The sequence below is a fragment of the Candidatus Harpocratesius sp. genome (assembly GCF_054039255.1).
This window is the reverse complement of the sequence record NZ_JBPLBG010000022.1, coordinates 1-23,239: the sequence shown is the minus strand read 5'-3', so window position 1 is coordinate 23,239 and position 23,239 is coordinate 1. Positions and strand designations below refer to the sequence as shown.

Annotated in this window: 23 protein-coding genes; 13 read left to right on the top strand and 10 right to left on the bottom strand. The window is 30.5% G+C overall.

The window, feature by feature from the left end:
* Positions 1–7: 7 nt before the first annotated feature.
* Positions 8–682, bottom strand: a complete 675-nt coding sequence (locus ACXLDF_RS04650; protein WP_457557330.1) for a hypothetical protein — start codon at positions 680–682, stop codon at positions 8–10.
* 154 nt (positions 683–836) lie between these two features.
* On the opposite strand from ACXLDF_RS04650, the gene ACXLDF_RS04645 reads away from it, so the two are divergent.
* Positions 837–2,186: an MFS transporter gene (locus ACXLDF_RS04645; protein WP_457557329.1), complete on the top strand. Its 1,350-nt coding sequence runs from the start codon at positions 837–839 to the stop codon at positions 2,184–2,186.
* 91 nt (positions 2,187–2,277) lie between these two features.
* On the opposite strand, the gene ACXLDF_RS04640 is transcribed toward ACXLDF_RS04645, so the two are convergent.
* A complete protein-coding gene (locus tag ACXLDF_RS04640; protein ID WP_457557328.1) occupies positions 2,278–3,075 on the bottom strand; it encodes a hypothetical protein in 798 nt (265 codons plus the stop codon).
* Positions 3,076–3,196: 121 nt separating this feature from the next.
* Between ACXLDF_RS04640 and ACXLDF_RS04635 the strand changes: the two genes are divergently transcribed.
* Positions 3,197–3,724, top strand: a complete 528-nt coding sequence (locus tag ACXLDF_RS04635; RefSeq protein WP_457557327.1) for a GrpB family protein — start codon at positions 3,197–3,199, stop codon at positions 3,722–3,724.
* Between the two features lie 41 nt (positions 3,725–3,765).
* Here ACXLDF_RS04635 and ACXLDF_RS04630 read toward each other — a convergent pair whose 3' ends face one another.
* A complete protein-coding gene (locus ACXLDF_RS04630) occupies positions 3,766–5,037 on the bottom strand; it encodes an aminotransferase class I/II-fold pyridoxal phosphate-dependent enzyme (protein WP_457557326.1) in 1,272 nt (423 codons plus the stop codon).
* Positions 5,038–5,577: 540 nt separating this feature from the next.
* Between ACXLDF_RS04630 and ACXLDF_RS04625 the strand changes: the two genes are divergently transcribed.
* Positions 5,578–6,678 (top strand): NAD-dependent epimerase/dehydratase family protein, encoded by a 1,101-nt coding sequence (locus tag ACXLDF_RS04625; RefSeq protein ID WP_457557325.1) that lies wholly within the window; start codon positions 5,578–5,580, stop codon positions 6,676–6,678.
* Positions 6,679–6,893: 215 nt separating this feature from the next.
* On the opposite strand, the gene ACXLDF_RS04620 is transcribed toward ACXLDF_RS04625, so the two are convergent.
* Entirely contained in the window at positions 6,894–7,583 is a 690-nt protein-coding gene (locus ACXLDF_RS04620; protein WP_457557324.1) for an Ntn hydrolase family protein, read from the bottom strand.
* 60 nt (positions 7,584–7,643) lie between these two features.
* Entirely contained in the window at positions 7,644–8,609 is a 966-nt protein-coding gene (locus ACXLDF_RS04615; RefSeq protein WP_457557323.1) for a DUF2156 domain-containing protein, read from the bottom strand.
* Between the two features lie 140 nt (positions 8,610–8,749).
* Between ACXLDF_RS04615 and ACXLDF_RS04610 the strand changes: the two genes are divergently transcribed.
* Entirely contained in the window at positions 8,750–8,974 is a 225-nt protein-coding gene (locus ACXLDF_RS04610; protein ID WP_457557322.1) for a hypothetical protein, read from the top strand.
* A 47-nt stretch (positions 8,975–9,021) separates the two neighbouring features.
* On the opposite strand, the gene ACXLDF_RS04605 is transcribed toward ACXLDF_RS04610, so the two are convergent.
* Positions 9,022–9,618 (bottom strand): PaaI family thioesterase, encoded by a 597-nt coding sequence (locus tag ACXLDF_RS04605; RefSeq protein WP_457557321.1) that lies wholly within the window; start codon positions 9,616–9,618, stop codon positions 9,022–9,024.
* A 49-nt stretch (positions 9,619–9,667) separates the two neighbouring features.
* Entirely contained in the window at positions 9,668–11,455 is a 1,788-nt protein-coding gene (locus ACXLDF_RS04600; protein ID WP_457557320.1) for a glutamate--tRNA ligase, read from the bottom strand.
* Between the two features lie 104 nt (positions 11,456–11,559).
* Between ACXLDF_RS04600 and ACXLDF_RS04595 the strand changes: the two genes are divergently transcribed.
* From ACXLDF_RS04595 to truA, 4 genes are all read left to right on the top strand, one after another.
* Positions 11,560–12,768: a CPBP family intramembrane glutamic endopeptidase gene (locus tag ACXLDF_RS04595; protein ID WP_457557319.1), complete on the top strand. Its 1,209-nt coding sequence runs from the start codon at positions 11,560–11,562 to the stop codon at positions 12,766–12,768.
* A gap of 23 nt (positions 12,769–12,791) precedes the next feature.
* Positions 12,792–13,787, top strand: coding sequence for a phosphate acetyl/acyltransferase (locus ACXLDF_RS04590; RefSeq protein WP_457557318.1), 996 nt, complete (start codon positions 12,792–12,794; stop codon positions 13,785–13,787).
* An 81-nt stretch (positions 13,788–13,868) separates the two neighbouring features.
* Complete coding sequence (locus ACXLDF_RS04585) at positions 13,869–14,222, top strand: hypothetical protein (RefSeq protein WP_457557317.1); 354 nt, start codon at positions 13,869–13,871, stop codon at positions 14,220–14,222.
* Positions 14,219–15,130, top strand: coding sequence for a tRNA pseudouridine(38-40) synthase TruA (truA, locus tag ACXLDF_RS04580; protein WP_457557316.1), 912 nt, complete (start codon positions 14,219–14,221; stop codon positions 15,128–15,130). The genes ACXLDF_RS04585 and truA overlap by 4 nt, the downstream gene beginning before the upstream one ends.
* Positions 15,131–15,163: 33 nt before the next feature.
* Here truA and ACXLDF_RS04575 read toward each other — a convergent pair whose 3' ends face one another.
* The gene (locus ACXLDF_RS04575) at positions 15,164–16,135 is read right to left on the bottom strand and encodes a replication factor C small subunit (RefSeq protein WP_457557315.1); all 972 of its coding nucleotides are present in this window, start codon (positions 16,133–16,135) and stop codon (positions 15,164–15,166) included.
* 324 nt (positions 16,136–16,459) lie between these two features.
* Between ACXLDF_RS04575 and ACXLDF_RS04570 the strand changes: the two genes are divergently transcribed.
* Both ACXLDF_RS04570 and ACXLDF_RS04565 read left to right on the top strand, forming a co-directional pair.
* Positions 16,460–17,011, top strand: coding sequence for an Lrp/AsnC family transcriptional regulator (locus tag ACXLDF_RS04570; protein ID WP_457557314.1), 552 nt, complete (start codon positions 16,460–16,462; stop codon positions 17,009–17,011).
* Between the two features lie 222 nt (positions 17,012–17,233).
* A complete protein-coding gene (locus tag ACXLDF_RS04565; RefSeq protein WP_457557313.1) occupies positions 17,234–17,782 on the top strand; it encodes an Lrp/AsnC family transcriptional regulator in 549 nt (182 codons plus the stop codon).
* Positions 17,783–17,869: 87 nt separating this feature from the next.
* On the opposite strand, the gene ACXLDF_RS04560 is transcribed toward ACXLDF_RS04565, so the two are convergent.
* Together ACXLDF_RS04560 and ACXLDF_RS04555 are read right to left on the bottom strand one after the other, a co-directional pair.
* Positions 17,870–19,327 carry an ArsB/NhaD family transporter gene (locus ACXLDF_RS04560; RefSeq protein ID WP_457557312.1) on the bottom strand — a complete coding sequence of 486 codons (1,458 nt, stop codon included), beginning with the start codon at positions 19,325–19,327 and terminating at the stop codon, positions 17,870–17,872.
* A 294-nt stretch (positions 19,328–19,621) separates the two neighbouring features.
* A complete protein-coding gene (locus ACXLDF_RS04555; RefSeq protein ID WP_457557311.1) occupies positions 19,622–20,878 on the bottom strand; it encodes an NAD(P)/FAD-dependent oxidoreductase in 1,257 nt (418 codons plus the stop codon).
* 165 nt (positions 20,879–21,043) lie between these two features.
* On the opposite strand from ACXLDF_RS04555, the gene ACXLDF_RS04550 reads away from it, so the two are divergent.
* From ACXLDF_RS04550 to ACXLDF_RS04540, 3 genes are all read left to right on the top strand, one after another.
* Positions 21,044–21,355: a glutaredoxin family protein gene (locus ACXLDF_RS04550; RefSeq protein WP_457557310.1), complete on the top strand. Its 312-nt coding sequence runs from the start codon at positions 21,044–21,046 to the stop codon at positions 21,353–21,355.
* A gap of 83 nt (positions 21,356–21,438) precedes the next feature.
* Entirely contained in the window at positions 21,439–21,777 is a 339-nt protein-coding gene (locus tag ACXLDF_RS04545) for a ferredoxin-thioredoxin reductase catalytic domain-containing protein (protein ID WP_457557309.1), read from the top strand.
* Between the two features lie 60 nt (positions 21,778–21,837).
* A complete protein-coding gene (locus tag ACXLDF_RS04540; protein WP_457557308.1) occupies positions 21,838–23,085 on the top strand; it encodes an FprA family A-type flavoprotein in 1,248 nt (415 codons plus the stop codon).
* Positions 23,086–23,239 lie beyond the last annotated feature (154 nt).

Genomic DNA, 23,239 nt, shown 5'->3' with positions numbered 1-23,239 from the left:
TTTTTTTTTAACCAATAGAAGGATCTTCACAAAAGACTACTAAGCTTTCTTTATCATTACCCTTGATCATTACAGCTCCAGTTAATCGAACATTTTCTCCAGGAAGATCAGTAATATCTTCATCTTCAAAACCATTTGTTGGTTTTGCATAAATTATCAAGCGAAGTGCATTTTCTTCAAATTGTGGTATACTATTGAGATTATCATTATCTTCCGCTGATTGTTTTTCCTCTTGTTCTTTGGATGTTTCAGCCAGATCAATTTGGAAATAGGGTTTTCCTTCTAAATTAGAAGGGGAAATTTCCATTTTTACAAACATATATTGAATTTCTTCAATAACATCATTTCCTTCATCTTCTTCATCATCTTCATCTTCATCACTATCATCTTCTTCTTCATCATCTTCTTTCTCTTCATCACTATTATATTCTTCATCATCATCTTTTTCAACATGATCACTATTTTCATCATCTTGGTTTCCGAATTCTTCATATCCCTTTTCACTAGAGATATATTGTAGAATATTCAATCCATATATTGTTTCTGTATCCATACCTACAATTAAATCGATTTCAAACTCATCGTCATCATAAAATGCTAACAACAATCCTACTTCTTCATTAAATTTATCTAAGAAATAATTGAAGAAGGCTTCAGATTCTTTACGTTCATTTTCAAACATTATTTTCACTCAGTGGAAAAAATTTGCTCTTATCTTTTTCAAATCGGCTCTGAATAAAAAGGATCTTCTTGTTTAGCTGAAATAGGTATTTTTTCATTTTTATTTTCCTAACATTTAATTATAAAATTAAATTTTCCGCACTTGCTGCAAAAAAATGTTATTAACACAATTGAAAAAAAGTCGACCAAAAAAGATATGGAATAATCTGAATTACAACGTTAAAATTGTATTATTATTCACATTATTTCAATCTATTGGTCGAGGTATATGGATGGGAAATGTTCTCTCTAGTTATATTTATATTATTGCAGGGAATTCAAATGAATTATTAGGTTGGACATCAGGAGCAACGGGAATAATGATGACAATTGTCGTTTTTCCTGCAGGTGCTTTAGCTGATCGATTCCGAAGAGATTGGATGTTATTCATTGCAGGAGGTATAGGAATTATTGGAATGATTATTTTATTTTTTGCAGATAATTTACAATTAGTTATCATCGCCTTATTATTTTGGGGGTTATATCAAGGAGTAACTAGACCTGCACTAGAGTCTTTATTTGCAGATTCTGTTCCTTCGGGAAATCGATCTCGAATATATTCCATCCGCCAATTTATACAACAATTCGGAATGATGGTTGGTCCTATGGTGAACATTATTTTATTTTCTTTCTTTGGAGATGAATGGCATTTACCTATATTGAAGAAAGTAATGGGTATAGGGATTATTTTTTCCATAGGTTCTCTTGTTCTGATGTTTTTCTTTAGCGATCGCAAATCATTAGGTGCAAAAAGTGATGCTATTGATAATAGAGAAAAAATAATACAAGATCATTCAGAGAATAAATTAAATGTTTCTAATAATTCGCTTATTAATTCAAAATCTTCAAATATCAATTCCAATTCCATAATGAAACGTAAATTTACCTCAATTCGTATTAAAAAGAAAGCAATTCCTTATATTTTAGTATCTTCAAATATTCTAATTGGTTTAGGAGCAGGTATGACAGTAAAATTCTTTCCTATCTTCTTTATGGAAATTTATGGAATGAAACCCATTCTTGTACAGGGAATTATGGGAATAACCTTCTTAACAACAGGAATTTTAGGTTTAATCGCACAGCATTATTCGCGCGCAAAAGGACGAGCTCAAATGATTTTTACTGTGCAATTCTTAGCCACGCTATGTTTAATTGCAATCGCTTTTTATCCTCCTGAAATATTATTGATAATTATTTTTATTGCTCGAGGTTCATTGATGAATGCAGCTCAACCACTCAGTAGATCAATTTTAATGGATATTGTTCCAAAAAATAAACGCGGCAAGTGGAATTCAGTAGAAGCTTTAGCGTGGGGCTTATTTTGGAACGCTTCGGCAGTTGTAGGTGGATATTTAATAGGATCTGGTAATAATTTTCAGCTTAATTTTTTAGTTACCGCAGGAATATACGTTCTCAGTTCATTGCCGCTTTTAACATTATTTAATGCCGTAGATAGAGAACTATAGGGTGATTTTGAGTATTATTGAGAACTTAAGGAAAATATAGAGAACTATATAATAAAAAGAGAAATTAATCTACACATGATTATTGCGTTATTTATGAATATCTGGAAGGCTGTGGTTCATAGCGGAAGATAGCAGACAAAATCATGAAAAATCCTTCGAAAACTAAGATTATTCCCGATAACCAGTAAGAGCTAGCAGTTACACCCAACATTAATTTCAAAACAGCAATCCACATTGGTACTTCAGATACATGATAATGGTTCACTAAATATCGTAAAATGAAGAAATCAATGAGTAATGCACCCCAAGCAAGATAATAATAGATTAAATTCCATGGATCTGATTGTATGAAGGGATTTTTCAATATTAATATAATAAAACCTAAGCCAGAGGCAAATTTATTTACAAATGAATACAAGATTTCTCGAAATGTTTTATTATACTTCCAGGCAAAAACAGCACGATCAGTTAAAGCAATAATCATTACGAATAAACCCTTTATCATTAAATAAAAACCGACAAAATATCCAAATATTGTTCCTAATAATCCAAAAAAGAAAAAATCTATACCATAATTTGCAAGATCCCTTTGCATTATTTTCTTGGATGCATAAAATATATCATAAATAACTAAAATTGAACCCACAGCCACTGGAATAAGATTTCCAATAAGAACTCTTGGAAAATCGGATATTGTATCTTTTTGAGGGAGTAAATGTAACAAAACAACAAGAAGAATAATGAGTGTGTGAATTGCAGCAAGTGTGATGGTTGCTAAATTCATACGGGCAAAATAAGTGTATTTCTGTCCCAAAAATGGGGGATTTTCTTGTGCTATGAAGCGGGAATTACGCTTGTGCCTAAAAAATGGTGCATTGGGATCTGACATGATTCAAATTTAACCTCAGCACATAATTAGTGGGGTAGGTAATAAGGTTCTTTATTCGCATATTAAATTTATAGTTAATTCAATTTTTAAATTTTAAATGAGATATAAGATTTTACAATTTATGTGTCCAAAATCGGTAATTGTTGTTCCCTACGATCCAAATTGGCCTGAATGGTTTGGAAAGATAAAAAATTATTTTCTTCCAGCCCTAGGATCATTGACACTCGCTATAGAGCATGTTGGTAGCACTTCTGTACCAGGTTTAGCTGCTAAACCAATTATTGATGTTGATATAGTGATTCATAGGGAAAATTTTCTTAAAGTTCGAGAGAAGTTAGAACAACTTGGCTTCATTCACGAAGGAGATTTTGGAATTCATGATCGTGAAGCATTTAAGCCAATTTCAAAAGAAATTGAGTCAAAGCTTCCACCATTACATCTTTATGTATGCCCTGAGGATTCAGAAGAACTACATCGCCATATTAATTTTCGAGAATATCTAAAAGATCATCCAAGTATCAGTGCTCGTTATGGAGCAGTTAAAATTGAAAGTGCAAAGAAATATCCATTTGATATAGATGCTTATATCTCTGCAAAATCCCCCATTATCCAAGAGATCTATGAGAATATAAAAAAAACGAAAGAATGAAAAATCAATTCCAAAGTAATTTTAATTAATTGAATATATGATTAATTTTGCTTCTTTTTTGTTTTTTTCCGCCTTAAAACTCTACATTCTTTTGCCACACGAGTTAAGATTTCAACCGCTTCATCAATATCTCTTTGTGTATGGGTTGCCATTAAACTTGTACGTAACATTGCTTTCGGACTCGCTGGTGGAACAACTGGATTTGTGTAAACACCTGCTTCGATTAAAGCTTTATTATATTTCAACATTTTCATGGTATCTCCAATAATTATGGGAACAATTGGCGTGGGTGTCTCTTGTGGGATTGTAGAAAATCCTGCTTCTTCTACTCCTTTACGAAATGCGGCTGAATTAATCAAAACTTGTTTGCGCAATCCTTCTTCTCGTAAGAATATATCAACTGCTTTTGAGGCTGTTGCTGCTGAAGGTGGAGGAATAGAAGCGCTATAAATAAGACTTCGTGCATGATGTGTGATATATTCAATTAAATCTTCATTCCCAACACAGAATCCACCAATACTAGCAAACGATTTTGAAAATGTACCAACAACTAAATCAACCCGATCCATTAATTTAAAATGCCCAAGGGAACCTTCTCCATGATCTCCAAGATAACCTACCCCATGTGCATCATCGATGATGACTCTCGCATCATATTGATCAGCAAGTTCTATAATACGGGGGATTTGAGCTAAGTTTCCTTCCATTGAGAAAACTCCATCTGAAATGATCCAACGATTTCCTTCTTCAGGCAAAGTTTTTAAAACTCGTTCTAAATCTTCCATATTATTATGTTTGTATACTTTTGTGTTTGCATATGAAAGACGGCAACCGTCTATTATACTTGCATGATTTTTCTCATCTGATACAACCCAATCTCCTTTTTTGGTTATTCCTGAAATAGTTCCAAGATTGGCTTGCATTCCAGTGCTGTAACAAATTGCACCATCTTTTCCCATAAATTTTGCTAATTTAGTTTCTAATTCTAAGTGTAAATCTAATGTTCCATTAAGGTATCGCGAACCTGTGCAACCTGTTCCATATTTTTCTATTGCAGAAATGGCTGCTTTTATCATTTCAGGATGATCTGCTAATCCTAAATAATTATTTGAACCTAACATGATTGTTTCTTTACCACGGAGATGAACTCTAGGTCCTATTCTTCCAGTATTTGGAATGAAGTATGGATATAATCCCATTTCTTTAGTAAGGCGCGACATTTTAATTGTTGGAGAGGGTGGAAAATGTTCAAATTTACCAACTCGCTTCTTAACTTCAGCTGATTTTGATGTTTTATATTTAACTTCAGTCAATATAATCACTTCATTTAAAAACATTAAATTTGATCAAACAAAGATTTAATTAAATAATAGTAGATTGGAAAGAATTTAAAGTTTAAGGCAAAAGTGTTCATGAACTTATTCAAAGTAAAATTAAACTGTATTAATATAATTATCACTATGTTAGAATAAAAAAATGAACAAATTTGATAATTTTTGAAATCAATTAAAATAAAATTAGGATTCTCTACATATTATTATGTTAATTGGTGCGAATAAGTGCCGATTAGCTTTAATTTCTATATTTATTAAAAAAATCACTCAATGAAAGCAACAACACCAATAATAAAAATTTAACCATTTCTTATCTTTTACAAAAAATTATGTAATCATCTGTTCAAAAATTGTAAATTTTCTGTTTTTTGGAGATTATCGCTCATTTTACTATATTCTCAAAATTAGAAATTTTTGATAAGTATAAATTTAAATAAGTTGATCAATATGTAGTTATATGTAGAATTGTTTTTTGTCAATATATAGATCAAAAAAAACTTTGATGAATGGAGGAAGATTATGCAAATTTTATTAACAGGCGCTTTTGGAAATGTTGGAATGAGTGTTTTGAGCGAATTATTGAAAAGAGGATACCATGTTCGAATATTTGAACTCCCAACCAAACGAAATAAGAAAATAGCTCTACAATTCGCACAAACTCATAATGTCGATATTTTTTGGGGAGATCTTCGAAATTATGATGAAGTTTTGAATGCTATAGAAAATGTAGATTATGTTTTTCATATTGGTGCAATAATCCCACCAATGGCTGATAAATTGCCTGAATTGGCAGAAGCAGTTAATGTTGGAGGAACGAATAATATATTAAAAGCGATAAAAGCTCAAAAAAATCCTCCAAAAATATTGTATACATCTAGCATTAGCGTTTATGGGGATCGACGAGATAATCCTTGGATTCGTACTACAGATCCGCTTAATCCAAGCCCAAATGATAAGTATGGTGATCAAAAAAAACGTGCTGAATTAATGGTTCGTAATTCTGGTTTAGAATGGTGTGTATTTCGCTTGACTTATATTACTTCAATGAATAAACTTAATCTGGATCCATTAATGTTTGAAATGCCCTTAGAAACATGTATCGAAATTTGTGATACAAAAGATGTTGGATTAGCTGTAGCCAATACAATTGAAAATGATGCCGTATGGGGAAATATATTTAACATTGGCGGTGGAAATGCATGCCGAACTACTTTTGGAGAATATTTAATCACAATGTTGAATCTTTTTGGCCTTGGTGACGATATTTTACCTGCAGATGCATTTTCTCATGAAAAATTCCATTGTGGATGGTTGGATACCCATAAATCTCAAGAAATGCTTCAATATCAGCGTACTACACTCGAATCTTATTACAAAGAAGTAAAGAATAAAGCAAGATTTACTCGTGTATTTGCAAAGTTATTTAGACCTATTGCAAAAGCCATCATTTTAAGACGATCTCCTTATTTTAAAGATATACAAAAGTCAAATAGGATTCGTCGTCGAAAACTGCAAACAATTGGAGAGTATCTTAAACAAATTAATAGATTTACTTCTCAAATTATGAAATCTGAGCCAAAGATTATAAATATTTCAAAAAGATCTCAAATTGTACAGTAATTTTTTTGCTTTCTTCCTTAATTAAATTTTATAATATCCCAATCTATCGCTGAATTCTGATTAATTATACCACTTTTCATTAACTTCTTTATTTAATTAATAAAATTAACCAAATATTTTCAATAATAAATTAATTTCTCTGAAAGATAACGAAGATAAACAATCTCTATAAAGAATAAGAGAGAAAAAGAATTAACAAGTGAATTCCATGAATATTATTCAAAAGCTAATGGGCCTTCAATTGCCTTGAATCCATTTTTGGTAATAACACAGATTTGCATTCCGTATCCTGAGCCTGCATCTCGATTTTTGGCCGCAGTTAAAGCTTGTTTTACAAGATCAATTCCTTGTTTTTCTGTCATATTATTTTTATAATTTGCTTCAAGAACTCCAAGAGCAAAAGTTGAACCAGAACCTAAACTAGCAAAATCTTCCTGCTCAGCCATATAACCAATAAAATCTATGGGAAAAATCTTACCTCGTTTTTCTTTAGTATCATATCCTCCAACAATCATAAAAGCATAGAAATAACTACGCCCGTTGAATGCAATATTGCGTATAATATTTGCTATATACGATGTGGTTGGTTCTTTTCCATTATGTTGAATTTCCATCAAACGACTAATTGCTTGGGCTTGGCTCACCATATATTGGCAATCTGCAACTCCACCTGCAATTGTCATTCCGCAGTGTTCATTAATTTTGTATAATTTCTGAGCTTCTTTAGTTGCAACAAAAAATCCTGCAGTCGCTTGAGACTCAGTAGCTAAAATCACACCATCTTTAATTACCAATCCTATCGTCGTAGTTCCAGTCTTCAACATTTCTAAATTTTGAGTATTAGATTGTGATTGGTAATCTGAATTCTGTGAACGAAATTGAGGAGGGATGTTATTCATTGTCATCAATAATAAAAACGTATGAAGGGAATTTTAAATTATTTTGGATTAGCTAAGATAAGCATATTAATTATTATTTTTCATTGCTTTTTGAAAGAAAGAAGGATTGAGAAAAACGCTAGATTTCTCAATGAAATGATGTGGATGATAACGTAATTTTGCAGTTCGTAGGTTTTCTTGTCCTAAATCTTGCTCTCGATTAATATATTCTATATGAGACGGAAGTTGTTGGCAGAATTGATTGACCAGTGTTTCATAAATGCCCCGATAAGACGTGTCTGCTTTTTCAGCATGAATTACAACTGTATTATTAGAAATTTCTTCTGCAATTGTAAAAGCTACAATTTTTTCATTAACCCACAACACTCCGCCAATTAAATTGAATTCATCCCATTTTCGAATTAGTTCATAAATGGCTTGATCTTCATAAGAAAGCCCTAAATCATCTTTACATGCATGAAAATTGCACCATTGTGCTTGCAGATTGAGAATTTCTTTAAAAATTTTAGAATTAATTGTTTCATAACGCCATAAATTCTGCGATTTGAATTTATTCATAATTTTTCTAAAATTTGCATATTTTTTCCCTTTCAATTCTCCTAAATCGTTTCGTAGGTATACGTAATCCCAATTTGCACGATCTTGTTCAATTTTAAGATAAGGAGAAATTCCGGGATATTTTTTTATATTATCTACTATGAAATTCGGGACGCGATGAATTGCAATTTCATCATTATTGCTTATGTTCCAAGAGTTCATAAGATTTATTGCTTTTTCCCACATTGTCGAATCAAGACAAATTGGAGGAAAAAAAAAGATCTTTTCTCTTTTATTTTCAGATTTATTTTTATAAAATGCTCTAAGAAAGAAAATATCATCTATAAATGCCCAATGGAATGAGTAATAATCCCTCCACATATATAAATTTGTGAAAGTATATTCTGAAATTTGATATTTTGATTTTAAAAGAATTTGTGAAATAATATCTTTATGTTCTAAATGAATGGAAGAAAAAAAAGAAGGTAATTGCATATTGAAAAAAGTAAAATTTCAATATTAAAAAATTCTTATTATAATTTAAGATTAAATCTTGTATTCTTTTGATATTTTAGAAGATTCATTAGATCTTTTTGATTTTTTCAAAACAAACTTATTCGCACACACTAATAGAAATGAAAGCAAATAGATTTAAAGGAGAAAATCCAGATATTCGGAATTTTTCTCCAGAAGAACGACTTCATCCTTTATTCCATAAAATTTTTTGGGCAAATTATGTTTTATTATCAGTAGTTATTCCAGAATTTGAAAAAAGATTGGATTTAGCAACTTCAATATATAAAAATAGCATTGATTCACTGAAAAATTTTTTATTAACAATTGAGGAAAATTTAAAATAAAACAAATCAAAAATTAAATACTTACTGTAGAAATAAAGGATTTTACATTATTGATTTGATTTATTCTCTTGATAATTTAGAATATAACGCTCTAAAGGTAGAATTACCATCTCTGCAAATGCCTCTGTATGAATTTTTGGATTTGGATCATCAAATCCATTAGGAGTTGAATATATATTTCCATGCACTTCAATTACTTTTTTTTGCCTGATTTCACCAGATGAATATTGAACTGAAACTTCTCCTTTAATATAAATTATTTGGTCAATCAAAACAGGTTTACGATATTTTATTGTCATCTCTTTGGTGACTCCGTATTTTCCATATCCTCTATATACAGCATGTGCCATTACTTCATCTAATAAAGTTGCTAAAATTCCACCGTGACTAAATCTTGGAAATCCGCAGTAATCATATTTTACCTTAAATTTAGAGTAAACAGAAAATTTTTTTTCTCTAAAATTACCTTCATCTTCACCCAGTGGGGGTGAAAAAAATTGTAGATGAAGACCAATGGGATTAGAAGAAGAACACCCAAAACAATAATGATCAATTCCTTCTGGGACAAATACTTCTAATTTTTCTAATCCTGCAGTATAAAATTCTTCATAATGATTTTTTTCCTCAAGATTTTCTTCATTCATTTTCTTCATCTTCTATATTTAATTCATTTCCTTAAATTCAATATAATCTTTAATTATTTGTAAAATAGCCGTATATTTCATCTTTAGAAATTTGCTTAAGCTTTACATATCCATAACGTTCAAATTGAACGATCTCACCAACTTTTAACTCTTTCAAATATTTGGTTGCATATCCTGTTGTAATTATTCCATCTGGTTGTAATACTTTAGTAAAAATACTTTCATCTGCAGGTACAACTTGAATTTTTCGAGAATTGTGGCTCATTTCTTGTGAATGGAAATTTACTTTTATTGGATCATTCATTTTTTTAACTTCTACATTGAACATATCTTTAAATCTTAAAATTTGACCCACATCTAATTTTGGATATATTAATTTTCCCCGTTTATTTCTATATTCATGTAAATCTGCTTCTGCTATGTATACTCTTGCTTTACCTTCTTTTATAGGTAATTCAATTTTACGAGTTCCTCTTTCTGGAAAATTTGGATGGAGCAGTGGTTCAGCAGTAAATTTATCAAATGGAATCTTTTCGATAAGCACAGAATGTGGATTTTCGACAAACCAATAACGATTTGCATGTTCATCGATTAGTTTTGTGTTTTTTGCATATACCCATTTTTTATCAAATTCAATTCCTCTATTTGACATACCCAGATCTAATAAAGCTTCGCGAACTGCTGATGGCTGGATGCCGCGAGCAGCCAATGATTGCAGACTCCAAGTGCGAGGATCACTCCAACCTTCATATTCTCCACTGTAAACTTTTTGTCGTGCGAGTGTTTTTGATAATTTAAATTCACCAGAAAATTTCAACCGACCGTAAAGTTGAATTTCAGCGTGGGGCCATCCATAAAGATCCCAAATGAATTTTTCAATTTCCCCTTCTTTTCGAAGATCTATTCCTCTAACAATATGGGTAACTCCTAAGAGGTGATCATCTAATCCCCAAGACCATTCTAAAACAGGCCATAATCTTACTTTAGATCCTATTCTAGGATGAGGTGCATCTGAAATTCGCATTAAAATATGATCTCTTAAGGCAGGATCTTTTTGATTCATACCTGTTTTTAAACGAACTACTGCACCTTGTTCTGCGATTGTCCCATCCTTCATTTTTTCATACATATCCATATGGTATTCTATAGATTTTCCTCGACATGGGCAATCTTTTCCAGGACGTTTGTATTCTTCCCGAAATATTTTAGGATCACAAGTACAAACATACGCATGTCCTTGTGCTATTAATTTTTCCGCTTCTTCTTGATAGATCTGGACACGATCGCTTTTATAGTAAACTTCATGATATTTGACGCCTAACCACTCTAATCCTTCTGGAATTAAATCATAAGCTTCTGGAATAACATATTTTGCCTTAGGATCATCCATTTGAGCAAGTGTTGTTCCGATAGTATCATCAAAGACTAATAAAAGTTTTCCTTGATATCGTTTTACATATTCATCATTTAGTACAACCATTCGAGCATTGCCAATATGTAGGGCACCTGATGGATATGGGGCTAGTCGCATAATTACTTTTCCCTTTTCTGCATTAGGTAAATCTGGAAGGATTTTTTCTTCCTTTTGGGCCTTTTCTTCTGGATCTAATGCATGGGGGTCTAGTTGTAATACTTTTTTAGTTTGTTCTTCAATGGTTAATTGATTAATTTGCTCAACAATTACTTGAACCTTTGGTTTTATCATTTTACCTTGAGAACGCAAATCAGGTCTATCTCGCATTAGTTTTCCAATAACTGCTTTATTATTCGCTTTTCCTTTGAAATGGATTGCATTTTTTAAACCTTCAATCCAAATAATTTTATCAATTTCATCCATATTTCAATAAATACAAAATGAATATTGAAATTTTGCTTTAGAAGATGAACATTGAAAAGGGAGCGTTTCTATTTATTTAAATATAATAAATAAGGTCGAATTGCATGAGTCACGATAAAACACCAGAGAACCTTACAAATTCTTCTACAAATACTGATCAAAATCATATAAATGAAAAAAATATTTCTCAAATCTCTTCAGATATTCAATCTGACACCTTCTATTGTGGAAAATGTAATAAAGAAATGCGGTTTAGTGATCATCCAAAATTTTGCATTAACTGTGGTACTCCTTTTGTATTTGATGTTCATGGACAGATTTTATTGGATAAAAATAGACATTCATATATTAAACCACAGAATCCATCAATGCAATTTGATCAAATTACTCCAAAATCAGATTCTTATTCAAATTATCCTTCGCCTAATCAAACTTCAAGTTTACCTGAAGTATATCAAACCAATGCTACTCCCTATATAAATGTTCCATCAAATATGTATTCTGGTAAAAAACACTGGAGAAAAAGACGAAATTGGAATGTTTTAGCAGGGATATTTCTTCCTTTTATAACATATATAGGAATCATGATTATTAGTGTCATTATTCTAATTCCTGTCGTTTTTATTAGAGGTTTAGAATTTTTATCTAATCGATCTCAATGGTGGGATTTTATTATCAGTGCATTTTCCATTCTATTTTTTATAGTACCTTATTTTTGGATAAAGCGATATTATCCAGGAAAATTAACTAAAAAGCAACGCTTAGCAGAATTGGGATTGGATTTCACAAAATATTCAAAACCTGAATTATATCGTGAAATAATACTTGGAATATTTTTGGGTTTTTTTGGAGTGCTTATCGTTATAGGATTACAAGTTGTTGGAGGATGGTTAGTTAAATGGCTTTTTAACATAAACATGGAAATGTTAAGTCAATCAGATAGTTTTTCACAATTTAATCCAACAGTGCCTCAATCTCTTGGGCAACTCCTTCTATTTGTAGCCACAATGGTATTTTTTGTTGGAGTTCCTGAAGAAGTTTTGTTTAGAGGATTTGTTCAACGTTCTTTTGAATCGAAATTAAATAAACCTGCTGCTTTATTACTTACTGCTGTATATTTTTCCCTATATCATATTTATATTTATATTTTAGTTCCTCCACTATTTTTCTATCTAAGTGTTTCATATTTAGGATTGTCAATATATTTAGGATTAATCCGTAATTGGCGCGACGATATAATTGCAGCTTCTATATTGCATATGGTATATAATTCTACTCAAATTATCATCATTTTTCTCATTTTTGCTAATTAAAATAATAGATGGGATTTGATTAAATGAGAGAAAGAGATAGGAATTTTCTAAATTTTTTTCGAAATCATGCCTTAGACTGTTCGCAAACAATTCTAATTGGTGTATCATCTTCAAATAACCTATCATTTTATCGAAATCTTATTCCAATCCTTCACAGTTATATTTCTCAAAGTAAACTTAAATTTATTCTTATTGGAGAACACCCACTAGTAGATTTACAAGAATTTTCTGATTTAAAATTGGTATTAGAACAAGATGGACGGATAGAAACAGTCTCTAACCAACAACCCGAATTATTTTTGATAAAATGCTTATTCAATTCTTCAGAATTTATAACTGATCAAGGGCATAAAATTATAAGTCCAAAAGCTGCAATCAGAGGTGCATTTAGTTCTTCCAAATTTCTTTTTACATTACGTAAATTTCTTGTAAATACTGAACCAATTGAGAATATTCCCTTCATTCCTAATAATTTAGTCTCACGCTTAGCTTTACTGGAAACTGCACAAGGCAAACAATTCTTTTTTGCTGGTGTTGGAATTGATGAGGTTAATTCTTTGGAATCAAAGCAGGCAATGATTTTATTATCTCGAAAATTGTTCCAAAAATTGGGATGGAATCTGCATGTTGGAATTCTCAGTGGTGGAAGATTGTCCGATAAAGGGCGTGATCCTCGGGTTGATCAAACTATAGATGAAGCTCGACAACTTGAAGATATTTTTTCTTCAAAAGACCAAGAAGATCAAAATAATTTGGAGTTCAAGGTAAACCATTACCAAATTTTGATTGAACAGTCAATTTCTGATAAAGCTAACTTATTAATTGCTCCAGATGGAATATCCGGAAATTTAATTTACAGAACACTTATCCATTTGGGAGAAGGTAAATCATTTGGTGCGATATACCTTAATATGCTTTTACAATATGGGCGGATTATAATAGATTGCTCTCGTGTTGCGCCTATTTTTGAATTAGATGGTGCTATCTCCTTGGCTGCGGGATTATCAAAGTATTTCTAATTCAAATAGTATGATTGATTCATGATAATTTTTATTAAATACAAAATTTTTATGTTTGCTTTCTTTAAAATACTCATTAAAATGCCAACAATTGTGAAATATCAGATCAAATTATGGGTTAACGATCAACGTATCCCAATGAAACCTTATGTTAGTAATACTTTTGGTAATCTGTGCATTGCTTTTTTGAGTGAACTTAAAGGATTTGATCTTGAAAAACTTTCTAAAATCCAAATATTTCCTCAAAATCAACCTGAAAAATTAATTGATTTAAAAGTAGGGGAAGATTCTATTGATTTAAAAGAATTTGTACAAGTTCAAATGTGGAAAACACTTTTAGGGTTTATCTCAGTTTTAGATAAAGTTCCTGTTTCTCCTGATGAATTAGATAAAGCAATAATAAAAATTGAATTACTCAAGAGAAAAACAGAATGAATTCATTATCTGAGAAATCTGATGAAAATTTACTCAAAACACACAGATATTTATTAATTATTTGGTATATTGGGACTAATTATTATGGTTCTCAACGCCAACCAGGGAAGAGAACTGTAGAAGATTCTCTTATTCGTGCATTAAAACAGACTGGATATATTATTGATTCTGAATCTGGTCAATTTCGAGCAGGAATGAGAACCGATAAAGGAGTTCATGCACGAGAGGCCGCTTATTGCTTTTCTTCTGAGAAATCCATAATTCCTCGCCTAATCGACGCATATCTTCCAAATGATATGGGGATTGTGAAGTATGCAGAAGTTCCTCTTGGATTTCATCCTAGATGGTCGTGTTTACAAAAAGAATATCATTATTATTTACCTCTTTCTCAATCTGAAATTTTGAATCTAAATTTTGATATAATTAAATCTGGACTTCAGAAAATTCAAGGAACTCATGATTTTCGACATTTTTCTAAAACTGATCGTAATAAACCTAACCAATTCACAAAATTAACTATGATTTCATGTTCAGTAGAAAAAGTTGATAATGCAATAATATTTAAGTTTCAGTCTCAAGCTTTTCTATGGGAGCAAATTCGGAGAACCGTTCATTTTTTGATTAAATTGGGATATTCACAACGTAGTTTAGATGATTTAGATGAATTATTAAAATTAAACAGCAAATCAGAAAAAGTAAAAAAAATTCGTCGTGAAAAACCATATCCTGCAAGTGGACTCGTACTTTGGAAGGTCGTTTTCCCTTCAGAAATTAAATTTACACCATATTCAAACGCTCTAATCCAAAAAATTGGTTATTTTCAAAAAAATAGTTTAATTCAACAACAAAATATTCATTGGTTTCAATTTTTTGGTAATCTTTTACTAGATCATTCCAAAAATCGATAAAAAAAAGGCTTTGATTGGAAAGAGTGAAATTACTTATAGATCCATTATTGCTAATTTTGCCAGCATTGCATTCAGTTGTATTTCTTCTGTGGCACCTTGAGAAAGTCGAAATTCAAATTCTGCCAAAATCTTCAAGATATCAACCTTTGCTCGCTCTGAAATATCTAAATTAAACACTTCTTGATGACACTGCTTAATGATATTTCGACCAGAAAGACCATATTGTTTAAAAAGAGTGTCTAATTTACGCTTTGCAACCATAAATTCTCCTGATAGTGCTGCCTTAAGTAAATGTTGAATTTCTTGTGGGTTGATTTTACCTGTTATTCTATAAACCAGATCTTCGGTAATTTTTTCTCCTAAACTGGCTGCTGCTTGCAAATAATTAACGGCCCGTCGTAAATCTCCATTAACTACATATATTAAAGCTTCAATTGCTTCTGGTTCAATTTTTATTTTTTCATTTGAAGCAATGTAGTTAATTCTGCCAATGATTTCTTCTTTTGATAATGGAGAGAAACGAAACATACTGGTACGGCTTTGGATTGGTAAGATAATTTTATTTGAATAATTACAGATGAGAATAAAACGGCAATTATGTGTATAATTTTCCATTGTTCTTCGAAGTGCTTGTTGAGCATCAGCTGTAGTCGAATCTGCTTCATCTAACACCAATATCTTAAAAGGAACACCTTCTGGAGGCTGAGTTTTTGCAAAATCTTTTACATCTGTACGAATAACTCCAATACCACGAGCATCACTTGCATTTAATTCTAAATAAGTCGCATTACGTCTCATTTTTGAACCAAACATATCACGAATTAATGCTAATGCACAAGTTGTTTTTCCTGTTCCAGCCGGTCCCGCAAACATTAAATGAGGCATAGATTTTCCAGATGGTCCAGTAAATACTTGTAATCTTTTTATTATTTCTTTTTGACCAACCACATCTTTTAAGTGTCGTGGTCGATATTTTTCTACCCAAGGTTGTTGATTTAGTGACATCTGTTCTTATTTGGGTTTAGAGGCGATACCATTAAAATTTAAGTACTGTCAATTTAATAAAAATATTAGATAGAGCTAATTACCTATAATATATTAATTATTCAATTCTCTTTATAAATCAATTTTTTAATATAGAAGCTTAAAACCTCTTTTATTTGTTCCATTTTATACGGAATAGTAAATCATTTTTCAGAATTCGGCTTATTAAATCTGGTTCTTTGCTGAGAACTATAACAAACTAAATAAAGATCGATACATTTATTTAATTGTTCATCTGAGTTATATTGTATTGTTACTTATTAAACATAAGTGAGTTCTAAATCTATGAGTACTATTAGTAAAATCGATGATATTGATAAATCAATAATAAATATGCTTCAAAAAAATCCATCTATTACTCATTCTCAAATTGCTAAAGAATTGGATAGAAGTCAGCCTGCTATAGGTGCTCGAATAAAAAAACTTACCGAAAATGGTATTCTCGCAACTCAAATTGGTGTGGATTTTTCCAATCCAGAAGTCAATTCTGTATTAAATCTAGTTAAAGTAGAATTAACAACAACTCATCCAGAAGATGTATTTAATCTATCTAAAGTATGTCCTTATATAATTAATGCATTAAAAATCAGTGGAGAATATAATATTCTTATGTTTATGGCATGTTCCAGCTTAAAACGTTTGGATACTATTCTCGATCGTCATTTTCGCAATAAAGATTATGTAAAAAAAATAAGAATGGATTTGGTAACAAGTTATGCCCATTCTTTTATATTACCCGTGGATTTCATGGCAGAAAATTTCGATAATCCTGATGATCCTTGTAATGTAACAACATGTCCACATTGTGAGACAATTTTAGCAAAACAAAAGAAGTAATAATGAATTTATCTTGATATATTTTTTAATTAATGATCAATATTAATTCCAGAAATAACCATTTTTATCTATTTCTTGATCATTTAAAGGTATCAAAGTTCAATAAGTTATGAAAAATAAACTATTTCGATTAGATTATAAGTAAATTAAAGGGGTACAAATATATTGTTCTGTTGAATTTTATAAATAGTATATCTTATAAAAATTGAAATGATGGGTCCTATGAAATACGATGAAATCTTAGAAATTGATGAAACTGATAAGCAAATAATATCAATATTGCAAAAAAATCCTGATACAACCCATTCGGTGATTGCAGAGAAAGTTCATAAATCACAACCGGCTGTTGGTGCAAGAATTATAAAGCTAAAACGAAAATTTTTGCTTTCAGAATCTATTGGAGCAGATTTTAAAGAATTGGATTTAAAAATGGCTAGAATTGAAATTTCTGCGAAAAATGTCGAGAATCTATGGACTCGATTTAATAAATGTCCATATGTTATCAATTGTTTTAAAATGACAGGAGTTTATAATTTAATGATTGAATTAGTCGCGCCAAATGTTCGAACAATTGAAAATTTCGTTGATACATGCCTACGAAAAGATCCAACTGTAAAAGATGTTCGGGTTAATTTTGTGATTGATTCTTTACGCAAATATGTAATTCCCTTGAATTTTGAAATCGAAAGATATGAAGATCATGGATGCTCATTTGAGTGTGGTGGGCAGCTTTACAAGAAAGATTTAGCCGAATTACTTAAATCTGCTTAAAAGTAATTTTTATTAAAATTATTCACATCTTTTTTCATTTTAGCTTCTTTTTCTTTCATAAAAAGATATAAAAATGAGAAAAAGAAATTAAGAAAATTTTGGAAAAATATAGATTAAAAAAGCAATGTAAATAATTCCTAAAACCACATGAATAAGGGCAAATAGGCCTCCTAGCTTTGTTAGTCTTTTGTAATTTACATCTTCTATTCCATAATATTTACTTAATTCTAAAGTCATCATATCTGCAGCAGACCCTTGTGGAAGAAAATTGCCTCCTAGATTAATTCCTAAAATAAAAGCAATTAATAAAGGTGTTGAAGCAAATCCTGCATCATTAATTAAAATTCGAATAATCGGTAAAAACATTATTGTAACAGGTGCATTGTCAAGAAATCCTGATAAAAGAGATGAGATTAACATAACTACTATTGAAATAAAGAAAATATTATGAACAGCCAATTTTTCAATTCCATTTTCTAGCAATATAACAGTTCCATTATATTCCATTAAGAAAACTAACACAAATAGGCACATAAAAAAGTAGATGAGTTTATAATCGACTTTTCGAAGGTATTTAGATAAAGAAGGATGAAATCTTCCATTTTTATCCTTTTCAGAATTGAGAAAGACAAAAAGAAGCATTCCCAGTAATCCTGCTACATGAATTTGATGTATAAAGATAAGTAATAAAAAGAACACAAAAAGACCAATCAGGTTCTTAAGTAAATTAATTTTTGATGTTTTTATCGTAGATAAATTGGGATCCAAAGCTTTAATTGAAAGTGGTGATGTTAATAAAGTCGGTTTATATGCAGAATTTTCCATTTTCGATGGATTCTCAACAGAAGGTGACAATTTTTTATTCAAAGTATTAAGATTCTCTACTTTATCAGTGATTTTTTCCCACTCTTTATTAATTGATTTCCTTAATAAAATAACATCAAGTAATACTAGTGTTAATATTAAAGTAAATACAAAATATACTCCAATATTTGAAATAAAAAAGGGAAATGTGAGATTAAATTCATTTGCAATCATTACATTTTCAGCTGAACCGAATGGTGTTAAGGTTGAAGCTAAATTTATACAAATAGTCATACCATATAAAAATGGAGCCGGATTTGTCTTGATCTCTTTACATGTTAGAATAATTATAGGGATAAAGATAATCGCTACAGATAAATCTTCTAAAATAGAAGCAAGAAGTGTGGAAATAATGCAAATTAGATAATACATTACCCTGATCTTTGAATGAAATTTTTTTACAATAAATTTTGCAATTTCATAAAAAACATGCGCCTCATTTAAAATTTCTACAATCGTAAACATGGAAATTAAGAAGATTATTACCTCCCAATCAATTCCTTCAATATAATCATCAAGTATAGGTGGATTCGCTAAGTCTATACTTGTTACAATTGTGGAAATCATTAAGAAAAGAACAGAATATGTCAAATAATCTTGTTCATCAAAAAATAAAATAATAATAAGTAGAATAAAACAAATTATTACAGTTATCTGAGAAATGGGGTGCAAAAATGGCATAGAAAATTATTTTGTTTTAAGGAATTTAAGGTTTTCTTTTATGAGAGATTTAGGTATAGATTAGTGCGAATAAGTTTTCTTTGTAAAAAATTTTGAATTCAATTAATTTTTATTATATATTTATCAAAATTCTATCGTTTCTTTTTCAAGAATCTATGCTTGGTCAAATTAATCTACACTATGCAATTTTGGGTGTAATGAATCTAATTTTTACAGGAAATTGTTTCTAATCTTTGCAGAAACTAATTTGCTGCATTGATTTTTTTTTCCTTTAAAAAATTAAAATTATTAGGATTAAAATGTATTTGAGATATTTAATATTCTATTAATTTCATCTAAATCAATAACTTTACCTAGATTTTTGCGAAAGAATTTGTCACTACCTGATCCCATGATAATTGCTCCTGTAAGTTTTGATTTTTCGATTAATATCTTTTTGCAGATGAAATTTTCAGGATCAATTACTTGGATTATTTTTTTTTCCTTAGAACTAATATTTGGAGGTGTTGTTCCAATGCAGCTTAAGCTGATTCCTGCAATTTTTAACTTAGTATTCCATATTGTACCTTGATATGGGGATATTTCTTTTCCTAAAATATGATTCGCTACAATTTGAGCTTGCTCCATGCTCGCGGGTATAATTCCCCATATTCTTTTGTCGAATTGAATGCAATCTCCTGCGGCATATATATCTGGTTTACTTGTTTGCATATATTCATTTACTATTATTCCACGTTCAACCTTTAAGCCTGATTTCTTGGCTAAATAAGTTTCAGGAATTATTCCCATTTGTTGTAAGATCATTTCACATTTAATCATTTTCCCAGAGCTGAATTGAATACCTTTAACGTATTCTTTTCCAACAACTTTTTCTGCTTTTTCACCAAATAGGAATTTAAGCCCTATATTTTCTAAGTATTTTTGCAACAATTTTGCTGTTCCTTCATCAAGTTGACGATGTAAAAGATAGGATGAGAGTTCACAAATTGTTATTGATAAATCCAACTCCAATAGATGAAATCCTAACTCAATTCCAAGTAATCCACCACCAAGAATTACTACATTTTTAACATTATTCTTGTTGATAAATTCCCGAATTTGATTTGCATCATCGATATTTCTTAATGTGAACATCCCTTTAATATTTGGATTTCCGAAAGAAAATCGCCTAGGATTACTTCCTGTGGTAATTACGAGTCTATCATAAGAAATAGGTTGAATTACTTCTTCAATTTTTTGATCTGGCTCGAAATTTGGATCAATTAAGTTAATAGTATGTTTTGGATATATCAATTTTTTTTCTGGATCGATTTTATTGATTGGATTGTTCTTAAATAAAAAAATATTATTCTTTTTATACCAATCTTGATTTCGAAGGATCAGCGTGTCAAGTGTTCGTTTGCCTATTATATATAAGGGTAAAAATATTCGGGAGTAAAAAGGATATAATTCTTTAGTAAAAACAATAATTTCACTTTCATGATCTTCCTTTCTAATTTTTTCTGCTACAGTTTGGCCTGCTACTCCATCTCCAATTATTACAATACGCATACTATTTAGAATTAAAGGATGCCTATTAAAACTTATTCGCACTCTTATATTTTTTTGATTAAAATAAGTTTTTAGTTTCAGATTATAAATCATAAGTAAAAGCTTCAAGTTGAATTTTCTTTGATATGATAAGTAATATATTCCTTTCTGTGCGAATTAAATAATATGTATCAAGATATTCCTTTTACTTATGAAGATGGAGAAGTGAATAATAAAGAAATCTCTGTATTTGCTCTCTCTACATGTGGATTTTGTAGAAGAGGGTTACAATTTTTAAGAAATAATAAGGTTAAATTTCGATATGTATATATTGATAAAATGCCATATGAAGAAAAACAACAATTAAAAAAGCAATTACAAGAAAAATTTCAAAAACGAGTTGCTTTTCCTTTTGTTGTTGTAAATGATGAAGAAGCACTTGTAGGCTTTATTCAGAGACAATGGGAAGAGAAAATTCTTTCTAATAGAATCTCATAAAATCTGATAAAATTTAAGCAGTAATTTTAGAATAACCACTTTTTTATATTATTTCTACAAATTTTTATACATCGGTGATAAAATTGTCAAAATCAATCAAACCTAAAACAAAAGAGCAAACTCAGAAATTCATGGAAATGGTTGCAAAGAAACATGGATGGCACTTAAATCGTGATAAAGAGTTTTTGGATATGTTGGCTGAAGGACTTACCACTAATTTTAATCGTTATGGATATTATTCTTGTCCTTGTCGAGATGCAGATGGACAAAAAGAACTTGATAAAGATATTATCTGTCCTTGTGATTATTGTATTCCTGATCAGCAAGAATTTGGGCATTGTTACTGTGGGCTTTATTTAACATCTGAGTTTTACAAAACAGGAAAAGAACCTGAAGCAATTCCTGAAAGACGGCCATTATAATCTTTCGTTATTTATACTTAAAACTTTTTTTAAATAATTACTAATTGAGTTGAATTAAAAGTGAAAGCAATAAAAATTACAGATGGAATTTATTGGATTGGTGCAAATATCTCCTCAAATGACTTGTTTGAAGGGATTTGGCCAATTCCGAAAGGTGTTTCAATTAATGCATATTTAATTAAAGGTGAAAAAACTGCAATAATTGATTTAGTTCGCGATTGGGCTAGTGCTTCAACATATTTGCTGGAAGAGTTGAAATCTATTGGAATTTCTCCTAAAGATATTGATTACATAATATTAAACCATCTTGAACCAGATCATACAGGTGATTTACGTGCATTTCATGAATTATGTGAGAATGCCCAAATAATCACATCTAAGAAAGGTGTGCCCTTAGTTAAGTCATTTTATGGATTTGACGAGAATGTAAAAGGAGTAGGAACAGGAGATTCGTTGAATTTGGGAGCAGGTAAAATTCTTAAGTTTTTTGACATCCCAAATGTTCATTGGCCAGAAACAATGGCAACTTATGAAGAATCTACCCAAACTTTGTTACCATGCGATGCTTTTGGATCTTTTGGAGCTTTAAATGGTTTTCTGTTCGATGATGAAATAAGTGAAGAAGATCATCGAAATTACGAACGCGAATCTTTACGCTATTACGCCAATATTGTTGGACCCTTTTCAAATTTTGTATTGAAAGCAATTAATGCACTTGGATCATTACCAATTAAAATAATTGCTCCTTCACATGGTTTGGTTTGGAGGGCTAATCCTGGGAGAATTATTGAACGATATAAAAACTATGCAACCTATATGAATGATTTTGCAGAACCAAAAATAACAGTTATTTGGGGAAGTATGTATGGAAACACAGAAGTAATGCTTCGCTCAGTTTTACAAGGGATTGCTTCTGAAGGCGTATTAACAGAAGTTTTTAGAGTTCCTCATGATCACATTTCATACGTTCTTGCTTCAGTGTGGGAATCTGCTGGAATTGTGTTCGGAATGCCTACATATGAATATAAAATGTATCCTCCAATGCGTGATGCTTTAGGACAAATTGTTCTTAAAAAAGCTAAGCATAAAAAAGTATTTCGATTTGGAAGTTTTGGATGGTCTGGCGGTGCTCAAAAAGAATTTAATGAAATGACAGAAAAAATGCAGTGGGATATGATTGAGCCATTAGAGTTTCAAGGTGCACCAACAGGGGACGATTTGGAAGATGGATTCGCTCGTGGCGCAGCTTTGGCGCGTGAGGTTAAAAAAATACCCCGAAAATCTGCCGAATTTGTGAATTTTCAATAAATTTTTGAAACAGTCCCAGAATGAATGCTATCAATATAATTGGAGCAATTCCATATATCAATTCTACTGTAAGAAATACTGAACCAAATATTATAATTATTTTTGGTATTTTTTTCATTGGATTTTCTGTTATTACTGCAATTATAATTGCAAC